The organism is Catenovulum sediminis, from assembly GCF_007289895.1.
Taxonomy (GTDB): domain Bacteria; phylum Pseudomonadota; class Gammaproteobacteria; order Enterobacterales; family Alteromonadaceae; genus Catenovulum; species Catenovulum sediminis.
Map to the genome: position 1 here is coordinate 665,224 of NZ_CP041660.1, position 12,196 is coordinate 677,419.

Genomic DNA, 12,196 nt, shown 5'->3' on the forward strand with positions numbered 1-12,196 from the left:
ATTTGATTATTGCACCTAGTACAATTTTGGTTGCATAGGATAACTTACCCGCTATCGGGACGCCAATAATTTCTGTGATATGGGTCTGCCCTTTAGGGCGACGAGTTTTGAGCTTCAAGCTGTGTAGGTCGTCCTTTAGGGCGACAATTATTAATTCGATATTTGTGCTTTCTGCTTTTGTCGGGCTGAAGCCGCGACCTACATTTTAGCTTTAAGCTTCGAGCAGCGAGCTTCAAGCTGTGTAGGTCGTCACTTTAGGGCGACAATTATTAATTCGACATCGTGCATTCTGCTTTTGTCGGGTTAAAGCCGCGACCTACATTTTAGCTTTAAGCTTCGAGCAGCGAGCTTCAAGCTGTGTAGGTCGTCCCTTTAGGGCGACAATTATTAATTCGATATTTGTGCTTTCTGCTTTTGTCGGGCTGAAGCCGCGACCTACATTTTAGCTTTAAGCTTCGAGCAGCGAGCTTCAAGCTGTGTAGGTCGTCCCTTTAGGGCGACAATTATTAATTCGACATCGTGCATTCTGCTTTTGTCGGGCTAAAGCCGCGACCTACATTTTAGCTTTAAGCTTCGAGCAGCGAGCTTCAAGCTGTGTAGGTCGTCCCTTTAGGGCGACAAAGTTTATTTCGATATTTGTGCATTTTGCTTTTGTCGGGCTAAAGCCGCGACCTACATTTTAGCTTTAAGCTTCGAGCAGCGAGCTTCAAGCTGTGTAGGTCGTCCCTTTAGGGCGACAATTATTAATTCGACATCGTGCATTCTGCTTTTGTCGGGCTAAAGCCGCGACCTACATTGTGTGGCTTGAAGCTTGAAACTTACAACTCGCCGCTCGTAGCTCGCTTCCCGTAACTAAACACAAATGATGGTATTTATGGCGCAGGTGCACTGCGTGTAAAAGCTTTGTGACCACAATTAAAACACGGGTGGATCTTTTGAGGGTGACTGATTTCTAGCAGCTCGCCACACTTTTGACACTTTAAACGTCCAAAAGCAACTTCTTCACCGGCATTGTATGTACCTAAATGATCTAAATCAGAACTAAACTCGCGCCACTCTAACTGCGTTCTATCCGTCATTTCTGCAAGCGTCTGCCAAATATTATCTTTTACCGACAAGTAATAAGGCGACTCGTTTGCTTCTTTTTGGTAGCTGTCGTAAAAATACGCCAAGTCACGCTGAAAGTATTGCCATGAATGATAAAACTCTTCTTGATGAACCTCTAAACCAGCTTCAATCCACTCCTTCAATAACTCAACACCTTCCGCCATTGATCGGGTTTCTTCTTCACTACTTTTTTTAAGCCAACTAGAAAATTTATCGAGTAATGTTTGATATTTTTTAGGTGAATTCACTGACAATCTCCTTTGAGCTTTGAGCTACGAGCTACGAGCTACGAGCTAATTATTGTAGGTCGCGGCTTTAGCCCGACAAATCTCGAAATATGCACGATGTCGAATTAATAATAGTCGCCCTGTAGGTCGCGGCTTTAGCCCGACAAAAGCAAAATGCACAAATATCGAAATAAACTTTGTCGCCCTAAAGGGACGACCTACACAGCTTGAAACTTGTAACTTGTAGCTTAAATCCTGCAATTTGTCGCCCTAAAGGACGACCTACACAGCTTGCAACTTGTAACTTGAAATCTGCAAGTTGTCGCCCTAAAGGGACGACCTACATTTTCATTTGAAACCTTACTCTATATATTTATATCTTAGGTGTGAAAATCAATGCATGCCAATTAATTTAGTTTTGAGCTTCGAGCTACGAGCTACGAGCTAATTATTGTAGGTCGCGGCTTTAGCCCGACAAATCTCGAAATATGCACGATGTCGAATTAATAATAGTTGCCCTGTAGGTCGCGGCTTTAGCCCGACAAAAGCAAAATACACAAATATCGAAATAAACTTTGTCGCCCTAAAGGGACGACCTACACGGCTTTTAACTTGCAACTTGTAGCTTAAATCCTGCAATTTGTCGCCCTAAAGGACGACCTACACAGCTCGAAACTTGCAACCTGCAGCAATTTGTCGCCCTAAAGGACGACCTACACAGCTTGTAGCTCGCGGCTTAAAGCTCGAAACTCGTAGCTCGAAGCTCGTAGCTTAAAACTCGCAGCTAAATACGTTAACTCGTTTGTTGCCATAGTAACAACAGCAGCAGAATAAAGCTGATACCTTGCCAGAACATGACTGGGCTGCGCTGGATCAGTGGGGGTTTTGTGCGTTGTAAAAATGATTTATTAGGATGATGTAAATCGTAGACAAACTCAGAAAGTTCAGCGTAGCGCTTCAATGGGTCTATTTGCAGCGCTTTTTGCAGTGCATCGTCTATCCATGCTGGCAGTTCACTGGTTTCATCTATTACACTGCGATAGTTTAACCGTCTTTGAGCGGCCGTGCTTTTTGCCTGCGCGATTTCAATACTATATGGAAATCGTCCAGATAACATTTGATAGGTTATTACCGCTAATGCAAAAATATCCGAGCGCGGGCTACCCTGCTGGCCCAGAAAATATTCAGGCGCGGAATAGCGCATGGTGCCGCGTACAGCTTCTTCGTTTTGACTGTCGGTCACGCCGGCAATAAATACCGAGCCAAAATCAATAATTTTAACCGTGTTATCTGCATCTATTAGAATGTTTTGCGGACGTATATCCTGATGGATCATTTCTTGCCGGTGAAAAGCCTGCAATCCTTTTGCGATTTGTTCAACAATTGAGCGTACTTCATTTAGTGAAGGTTTTGGGTTGTCTAACATCCACTGCGCCAATGATTGACCTTCAATATATTCAGTTGCTAGATATAGATAGTTTCGCTTACGCCCTGTATCAATTGCTTTGGCGACATTGACATGATCAACGCGCTTGGCAATCCACTCTTCTAACATAAAGCGCTCAAGGTATTTGCTGTCGCTTGCGAGCTCTGTGGAAGGCGTTTTTATTACCAAAGTTTGTTCTGTTGCACTATCTTTTGCTAAGAATACATGGCTGCGGCTACTAATATAGAGCTCACGAATTATCTGAAAACCATCAAATTCCTTTCTGGCTGCCAGCGTTGGTGGCAGCGGTAAACTGGTAAACTGTTGCACTTCATCTAGTTGATAATCTGGTACATGCTCTATACGCACTATTTGAATGCTTAAATTATCATCACTGCCCGCTTTAAGTGCCTCTGTTATCAAGGTATCGGCAGCTTCCTGTTGTGAACCGGCGGTTTGTATAATTTTCACTATCTGACGATCTGTTAAAAACTCATATATCCCGTCAGTTGCCAGCACATATGTATCACCCGTTTCTAATATTTGCTTTTGATAGTCTAACTCTAAAATGGGTTCAACCCCCAGCGCACGCGTTAAATAACTCACATCAGCAGATACAACACGACGATGATCGCGCGTCAACACTTCTAAATTATCGTCAACCAGACGAAATATCCGGGTATCACCCGAATGAAACAAATGTGCGGTATTTGACTTTAGAATCAGCGTACTAAACGTACAGATGTATCCTTTATCTTTATCGTAGCGATTTGGACTATTTTGCGATTGTGCATACAACCAGGCGTTGATTGCGCTAAGCACTTTTTGTGCAGATGTTTTAACTGACCAAGAGTCTGAAGTGCAATAATAATCTTCTATAAACCCTGCGACCGCCGCTTGACTGGCAATTTGGCTGACCTTACTAGAACTGATACCATCAGCCATCGCTAGCACAATCCCTTTGCTGCTGAGCAATGGCTCTTGAGGTAAATTACGGCCAATAAAATCCTGATTAATACTTTTCACACCTGCCTGACTGGCTTGCCCTACCGAGACCCGCAAAGGTTTTTTCATCTAACTCAGCCTTTTATTGGTAAATAGTCTAATACGATTAGATCGCTCACACGGTAAACAAAAAAGCTCCGTGTATCTGAATAGATAACGGAGCTTTTTAGTGTACTTAATTTAACTGACTTAATTTCAACTGACTAAAAACTAAATATTAAGCAATTCTACGTTCAGGTGAAGTTCTCACATGCGTTAGGTAAAGTGGTAAACCAACCAACAAGAATCCGCCCGCAAGATTACCTAATGCTGTTGGAAGTTCATTCCAAATTAAATAATCAGATACTGTAAACTCACCACCCATAATCATAGAAAATGGAAATAAGAACATGTTTACAATTGAGTGTTCAAAGCCCATGAAGAAGAACAGCATAACCGGCATCCACATCGCCGCCATCTTACTGCCCGCAGAGGTAGAAATCATCGCACCAACAACCCCCATAGAGACCATCCAGTTACATAACATGCCACGAATAAATATCGTAAACCAACCCGCGACACCATGTTCCTGATACCCCAAGGTTCTGGACTCACCGATGGAACTTACTTTTTCTGCCAGCGCCCCGCCGTCAACTGAATATCCATAAGTTAAAATGAATGATGCAAAAAATGCAGTGGTAAGTGCGCCGGCAAAGTTACCGACAAATACCAACCCCCAGTTTCGCATCAGGCCATTGAATGTTACGCCCGGACGTTTATCTATTAATGCCAGAGGAACCAAGGTAAACACCCCAGTTAACAAGTCGAATTTCATCAAGTACAGCATGATGAAGCCGACTGGGAACAATAGTGCCCCGACTAAAAAGTTTCCGGTTGTAACCGCAACGGTTATCGCAAACAAAGCTGCTAAACCTAGTATTGCACCCGCCATAAATGCACGGATAAAGGTATCTTTAGTTGACATGAAAACTTTTTGTTCTCCTGAATCAACCATTTTGGTGACAAATTCATTCGGTTCGATATAAGCCATAGTGTTTTCCCTTGTTGATGTCTGTTAATGCTAAAGCAATAACAAAGCCAAGAAGTTTAATGTGTTGTTTTATAAGTAAATAATAAATTCAATGGTATTTTTAATGTGGTTTTGCGCACCAAATTAGATCACCATGCTTTATAAGGTAGAAACTTTCCATTCAAGGTTAAAATGACTCGGTCACCTTTAGGGTTTTCTTCTTTATCAACTTCCATTGAGAAGTCGATTGCGCTCATAATGCCATCGCCAAACTTTTCCTGAATGACTTCTTTAAGCGTGTCGCCGTATACACCAACCACTTCATATAAACGATAAATTAATGGGTCTTGTGGCACTGATTTATCCCATTCTTTGGTTGGATATTCCATTAAGACTGATTTGGCTTCAGGCGGTAAGCCCAAATACTCGACCAGTTTTTCAGCAGCAATTGGTGGACAGCTATTCATCCCTAAACATGCTGAAGTTGTCCAAACCGTCGACATGCCAATTGCATCCGCAATGCCTTCCCAGCTTAGACCTTTTTCTTTTTTAATGGCGAAAATAGCTTCTGTTACGTCTAGTTTATTCATCGATAAATCCTCAAATTAGTGCAAATTAAATGTTTAAAAAATCACTCAGGATAAGTTGAGTTATCACTACCTGCGCTGTACATAAGCTATATAGCGATAAGTGTGCCAATTTAATAAAAAACAATTAACCCATTGATTTTTAACACATTACAAATCAACCAATGGAGATTTAAGCAGCACGATAATTCGTTATTCACGAAATATCGTGGTTTATTAACGATTTTTCGTTGTTTGGCTCGAATATTGAATAAGGTGGATATGAATAGATAGCCAATAACGAAACGTTGGATTTAATGACCGATTCATTTTTTATGCAGTGCCCAACTGCACTATTAGTAATCAACCCCTATCAGGATATTATTATCAAGGCAAATCAAACTGCACTCGCGTTATTTAATCTGCCGCAGGCGCAACTTAAACAGCCAACAGTCAGTCAGCTTTTTAATAAGTGTTTAGATAAATTGCTTGTTTTTAGCGAACAAGCTTTGTCACAAGGCAGTGCATGGTGTGACGATTTGTTTATTGAAGTAGACGAAATCCCGCTTTATCTCGAAGTCACAGCTAAGGCATTTGAGCAACAACTGATCCTCAGTTGTCAGGACAGCTCATATACTTTTAAACACAGATATCAGGCCGAAGCTGAAAACCATTATCGTTTGGGATTGTTTCATTGGAGTAAAAATGAAACGGTTTTTGAAGAAATTGAGCGCCACAATCAACTGTTATTAAGTGCGGTAGGCGATGGTATTTATGGGGTCGATACGAAAGGCTGTACGACCTTTGTCAATAGCGCAGCTGAGCAGATCTTGGGTTGGAAAAAGCATGAAATCATCGGGCAAAAAATTCACGATATTATTCATCATACGCATCACAATGGTCACCCTTACCCTGCCCATGAATGTCCGATATATGCAGCTTTTCATGACGGTACCGTACATATTATTGAAGACGAAGTATTTTGGTCTAAAAGTGGATCGCCAATCGCGGTTGAATACACCAGCACCCCAGTGACTGACAATGGCGTGCTAATAGGTGCAGTGGTTATTTTTAGAGATATTACCGAGCGTAAACGCACCCAACAAAAGCTGGTAAATGCATTGCAAGAAGTTGATAAACTAAAAAGTCGGTTAGAAATGGAAAATGCCTATCTGCTGGAAGAAATTAATGCCGATTTTAACCACCATCAGATAATTGGGCAAAGTGCAGCAGTCCAGCGCATGGTGCACCAAATTGAACTGGTGGGTCCAACCGATGCTAATGTGCTGATAATCGGTGAATCTGGCACAGGTAAAGAATTGGTTGCGCGGGCGATTCATGAAGTGAGTTCACGCCAGGGTAGACCTCTGATCCGCGTAAACTGCGCCGCCATTCCGGCAGAGTTGTTTGAAAGTGAGTTTTTTGGTCATGTTAAAGGCGCTTTTTCCGGTGCAGTGTCCGATCGACTGGGTCGCTTTGAACTGGCCGATGGTGCGACGATTTTTTTAGATGAAGTCGGTGAAATTCCGCTGCAGTTGCAGGGAAAACTGCTGCGCGTTTTACAGGAACAACAGTTTGAGCGTGTGGGGGAATCTAAAACCCGTCATGTCGATGTCAGGGTTATTGCGGCAACCAATCAAGATCTCAAAAAACTGGTTAAACAGAATAAATTCAGGGAGGATTTATATTTTCGTTTAAATGTATTTCCGGTTTCAACGCCTGCGCTGCGAGAAAGAAAAGAAGATTTACCGCTGCTGGTGCAACATTTTATCTATAAAGTATGTATGCGTTTTAATCAACCTCAGCCGAAAGTTTCAATGGCGCAAATGCAGTATCTTCAGCAGTATACTTGGCCGGGTAATATCCGAGAGTTAGAAAATATTATAGAGCGGCAGGTGATCCTAGCTAAAAGCAATAAGTTGAGTTTTGATTTTTTAGCCGATGAGCACAATCCAACCACCACTGAGAGCGATATAAAACAAATCGAAAATAGTGAAATTATCAGTGCCTCAATGCAAAAAACATTGGAAAAAGAAAATATCAGAAAAGCGCTCGTCGCGACCGATGGAAAAATCTATGGTAGCGGTGGCGCAGCCGAGCTGTTGGATTTAAAACCCACCACGCTAGCTTCAAAACTTAAAAAATATAACATTGACGCATGGCAATATAAACCAAACAAGCGCTAGTTAATCATCGGCTAACGCTTCAAATTCTTTTTTCTTGGTTTGATACCACTCTTCCATCGCAGCGGGCTGTTGCATCAATAGCATAATCCTTTGCATGGCCTCAAGGTGTTGCGGATCTTGCTGCTGAAACATTAACATACCATGTGCTTTGCTCAGCTCGACTAGTTCTTCAAATGTTTCTGCCGTAAAAGATTTATCACAAGCGCCGCCAAGTTGCTTACATGTCATTGTTTTCATAAAATCACCTCGTTTTCATACTCTTCATATCGTCTTATACATTGATTATCGCCTGTTAGTAGCAACATTTCCAAACAAAACTTTTTTGCGATTTTTCTCACGATAAATTGAGCAGATTAAACGATTTTTTTGCCATACCAGATCCGTTAATTTGTATTTCGATTTGATGCTGTCCGGCATAGTATTTTCGTGTCGTCACGGGTTTAAATGAGTGTTTTCGGTTGAGCGTTATTGTCTCATTTTTTTTGATAGTCAGTGTTTTCCACTTAAACACTTTAGCGCTTAACTGCCCATTCGCTTTTTGATGGTAAACTAAATAATCAATGATCAAATTCTGTCGCTCAGAAAAAGCTGAACTCACGATTATTTCTATCGCTAACGACTGCCCCACTTGCACATTTTCTGTCGCTAGTTTGAGTTGGCAACTCAGCTCTATAGGTTGTGCATAGCCGAATACCCTCAACGCGGGTTGATAGCCATTTTTAATTAAACTTCGAGCCGCGTGTTTAATGAGTTTTTGTCTATCTGCATTTGCATCCTTCATCCAACTTTGCATCACCTTGATGACCAAATCTGGGTGATCTTTGCTGATATCATTTAAATGATTCGCAACAGAGCGCCTGACATATTCACTGGGATCATCTTTTAATTTTTCTAACAGTGTTAGAGTGAGTTCTGGTTGGGTAATAAAACAACTTAAGCGGATCCCCCAAGGCAAACGAGGTCTTGTGCCTTCTGAGATTAACCGCCTAACATGCGTGTTTATTTGCGAGGTGTCGTTTTGCAGCCAAACATCTAAAACATCCAGTACTTTTGTCGGATTTTTTTCAATTAAATAGCGTATTGCGAACTCTGCACTAAAACGTTTGGTCATTTCTCTAAGCACGCTGAGTGCATATTCGATGTTATCTAAACCTTTGAGTGCAACAAAATCGGCCATTGGCATAATCGCCCAGCCGCGCATGCCATTATCGGCGGTAGTAAAGTGAATTTCTTCTGATGTTTCGTCAACTGGCGCAAGCGTGTTCAGCAGTATCTGACAAGCTGTTGGATAATCATCCGGTAGTGTTTGGAGTAGAGCTTGGTAAATTTGTTGGCTGCGCTGTTTAAGCTCTAAGCGCTCTAAATTATGCGCCGCGATTGAAACAAAGCCTGCTTCATTAAAATTTTCATCCTGGCGCTTAATTTGTCTCGCCAATTGCTCTATTAGCTTAATATTAAAAACGTTTTTAAAAGGTTCCACTGTGAAGCACTGCCTTGTTTTATGATTAGCACATTAATTGCAATGTAAAACAGTCAGCACTCAAACACAAACAGCCAACTGCTCTACTGAAGATTTAAATTTTCACAATGATGAATCCGGTAATGCAAAAATATGCACTGGCGGTAACGCTTCATCATTTTCATGATCGCCAATTAGGTATACTTTATCATCCTTAATCGCAATATCGCTTGGGTAGGCTAAGAGTTCGTGATCTAACTCAAAAACCGTGAGTATTTCACCGTTTAGGTTTAATTTTAACAGCTTAGTAAATTGCTCTGAGATAGCGTATAAATAGCCACCATAGTATGCAATGCCTTGTGCATCATAGCTATAAATACTATCTTCAACATCGCCCTGATATTCGACTTGTTGTTGGCTTTGCAGGCTAAAGTCAGCATTTAATGTGAGTAAAAGATCGACTTCATCTGCAGCATTTCCGTCCGTTAATAAATAATAATTCCCACTGCTAGGATTATGCGCAATACCTGCATAACCGTAATGTTCTCCTTCATTATTCAACAAATCTATTTGATATTCAGCAATCAATTCAGCTTGACCTGACGTTAAGCTAAAATGCCCTATCAAACCTTGGTCGGCTAACACGATAAAACCATCATGCGTTGTAACGACACCTTCGGTACAACCTTGATTACAGTTGAAACTGGAAAACGTAAAATCAATTTGTTCAGTCACGCTAAATGCAGCATCTAGCACAAAGACTTCGGCTTTGTCCGTGACCAACATCCATCCATCATCTGCCTTTGGCCATAACCCTGATGGCTGTGCGATACGAGTATCCAGCGCAATCTTGTTTTCAAGCTCAAGCTCAGCGCTTTGCTCGATCGGTCCATCTCCCAAGGTTTCTGATTTATCGCTAACCTGAACTAAATTACCGTCTGAGCCATCCATGCTGACAACAATATTACCATCGGGCAGCAGAGTCATATCGGTAAATTGTTTGCCACTAAAACCTTCTAACTTCCATGATTGCTGATAAAGGACATGCTGTTCATCGACAGATAATTCAACGACAAAATCATTTTGCTGTTCGTTCACCAGAATATATAGCTGATCTTGCCAGTAACTCAGCCCATTAATAACGATATCTTTTGCAATTGAAAATGCGGTTGCTTCTGAGGTTGATATGTTGAGGCGAAGAATTTCATGTTGTTTTTGATCGTACAACCACACTAAATTTTGCCCGTCATCCTGTAAAGCTAGTTCCGTAAAATGACGGGCAGTGGCAAACTGCCAAACTTCTGTTTGCTCAGTTTGTACATTGAGTTGGTGTATTGTTTCACCCCCTTCAACAAACCAGATCGCTTCATCTGTTTGTTCAATATCAAGCGCTTTGATTTTGTGCTGTTTAATTTGCTGATTAGTTTGCTCTGCGGCGTGATAAAACATTTCTTCTGAAGCGGCATCAATATATCCATGAGCATGCTCTGCTTGATAAACGTTAAAGCGCGGCCAATTGGTACTAATGCTCGTGATAGCCGTCAGTTTGATTTGATTATCCGGATAGGTAATGTACGCTGATATCGGAAAGTTTTCGACAAGCGACCTTTGGTTATCCAAACTTTCGAGTTCAATATCCTGCGCTGAACGCTTTGCTGTAACCTTTTGTTGTGATGCAGTTACACGTTCCGTATTTGCTGTATTGTTGCTATCACTACCACAAGCGGATAACAAAGATATACATAAGAATCCTGCCGATAACATGGATAATTGTACCCGAGCAACATCTGTCTTTTTAATATTCATAACCTATAATCCTTATTCATTTGAAAAATCAGATGCAGATTAAACAAAGGCTTATCAAAGTTAGGTGAAAATTAAATCAAGATAGATTTCACAAAATAAAAAACCCCGGCAAGCCGAGGTTTTTTATTTTGCTAGCGTGCTAGCTTCGTACGGTAGCTAAATCTATAGATTTAACTATAGATTTAACTATAGATTTAGCTGTAGATTAAGCTTTAGCTCTTTCTTCTAAGATTTTAACTGCAGGTAATTCTTTACCTTCAACAAACTCTAAGAATGCACCGCCACCTGTTGATACATAAGAAATTTTGTCTGCTAAATCCCATTTGTCGATAGCAGCCAAAGTATCACCACCACCGGCAATAGAGAAGGCTTCACTTTCTGCAATTGCGCGAGCAACGACTTCAGTACCTTTAGCAAACGCATCAAATTCGAATACACCACAAGGACCATTCCAAATTACCGTTTTTGCTGATTTGATGATTTCAGCTGCCTTGGCTGCTGACTCTGGACCATAATCGATAATTTCTTCGTCTGCCTGAATTTCATTCACTTTTTTGGTTTCAGTTTTTGAAGTATGGCTCCAATCACTAAACCCTTCTTTTGTCGTGCGTACATCTGTTGCAAAAATAACTTCTGTTGTTGCACGTAAACGCTGAGCTTCTGGAATTAAGTCTTCTTCATATAAAGAGTTACCGACTTCATGACCCGCTGATGCAACAAAAGTATTTGAGATACCACCACCGACAATCAATACATCAACAATTTTAGAAAATGCTTCTAAAACCGCTAACTTTGAAGATACTTTAGAACCACCGACAATAGCGACAACCGGACGCTCTGGCTTACCTAAAGCTTTACCTAATGCGTCTAATTCATTCACCAATAATGGACCTGCGGCAGCAACCGGTGCAAATTTAGCAACACCATGAGTAGAGGCTTGCGCGCGGTGTGCTGTACCAAATGCATCCATGACAAAAACATCACATAATGCCGCTAATTTTTTAGCGAGTGTTTCGTCATCTGCTTTTTCACCTTCGTTGAAACGCACATTTTCTAAAATGATCACTTCACCGGCTTTTGCTTCAACACCATCTAAATAATCTTTTTCTAAACGCACTGGTGCATCTAATTTTTCAGCAATATATTCAACGGCTGGCGCCAATGAATACTTGTCTTCGTATTGACCTTCTGTTGGACGACCTAAGTGAGACATCACCAATACAGCGGCGCCTTTTTCTAATGCCAGTTTGATAGTTGGAATTGCTGCGTCTACACGCACAGTTGATGTGATTTTTCCATCATCATCCAATGGCACGTTTAAATCTTCACGGATTAATACTTTTTTACCTTGTAAGTCCAAGTCAGACATTTTGATTACTGACATAAGCGTGTCTCCAATTAAATT

General features: G+C 41.2%; 9 protein-coding genes. 1 reads left to right on the top strand and 8 read right to left on the bottom strand.

The genetic code is table 11. From position 1 onward, the window contains the following. Positions 1–872 precede the first annotated feature (872 nt). The 4 genes from FNT16_RS02615 to cynS form a co-directional block, all read right to left on the bottom strand. Positions 873–1,355, bottom strand: coding sequence for a zinc ribbon-containing protein (locus FNT16_RS02615; RefSeq protein ID WP_246072313.1), 483 nt, complete (start codon positions 1,353–1,355; stop codon positions 873–875). Positions 1,356–2,127: 772 nt separating this feature from the next. Beyond that, the gene (locus FNT16_RS02620; RefSeq protein WP_143870095.1) at positions 2,128–3,834 is read right to left on the bottom strand and encodes a bifunctional protein-serine/threonine kinase/phosphatase; all 1,707 of its coding nucleotides are present in this window, start codon (positions 3,832–3,834) and stop codon (positions 2,128–2,130) included. Positions 3,835–3,982: 148 nt separating this feature from the next. Further along, positions 3,983–4,795 carry a formate/nitrite transporter family protein gene (locus FNT16_RS02625; protein WP_143870096.1) on the bottom strand — a complete coding sequence of 271 codons (813 nt, stop codon included), beginning with the start codon at positions 4,793–4,795 and terminating at the stop codon, positions 3,983–3,985. A gap of 128 nt (positions 4,796–4,923) precedes the next feature. After that, complete coding sequence (gene cynS, locus FNT16_RS02630) at positions 4,924–5,364, bottom strand: cyanase (RefSeq protein WP_143870097.1); 441 nt, start codon at positions 5,362–5,364, stop codon at positions 4,924–4,926. 293 nt (positions 5,365–5,657) lie between these two features. Here cynS and FNT16_RS02635 point away from each other — a divergent pair, with 293 nt between their 5' ends. After that, positions 5,658–7,526, top strand: coding sequence for a sigma 54-interacting transcriptional regulator (locus FNT16_RS02635; RefSeq protein ID WP_143870098.1), 1,869 nt, complete (start codon positions 5,658–5,660; stop codon positions 7,524–7,526). Here FNT16_RS02635 and FNT16_RS02640 read toward each other — a convergent pair whose 3' ends face one another. The 4 genes from FNT16_RS02640 to FNT16_RS02655 form a co-directional block, all read right to left on the bottom strand. Next, positions 7,527–7,763 (bottom strand): DUF1059 domain-containing protein, encoded by a 237-nt coding sequence (locus tag FNT16_RS02640; protein ID WP_143870099.1) that lies wholly within the window; start codon positions 7,761–7,763, stop codon positions 7,527–7,529. It abuts the gene before it with no gap. 97 nt (positions 7,764–7,860) lie between these two features. Then, positions 7,861–9,006 carry a DNA alkylation repair protein gene (locus FNT16_RS02645; protein ID WP_143870100.1) on the bottom strand — a complete coding sequence of 382 codons (1,146 nt, stop codon included), beginning with the start codon at positions 9,004–9,006 and terminating at the stop codon, positions 7,861–7,863. A 102-nt stretch (positions 9,007–9,108) separates the two neighbouring features. Next, positions 9,109–10,791, bottom strand: coding sequence for an esterase-like activity of phytase family protein (locus FNT16_RS02650; RefSeq protein ID WP_143870101.1), 1,683 nt, complete (start codon positions 10,789–10,791; stop codon positions 9,109–9,111). Positions 10,792–10,996: 205 nt separating this feature from the next. Further along, positions 10,997–12,175 (bottom strand): phosphoglycerate kinase, encoded by a 1,179-nt coding sequence (locus tag FNT16_RS02655; protein WP_143870102.1) that lies wholly within the window; start codon positions 12,173–12,175, stop codon positions 10,997–10,999. Positions 12,176–12,196 lie beyond the last annotated feature (21 nt).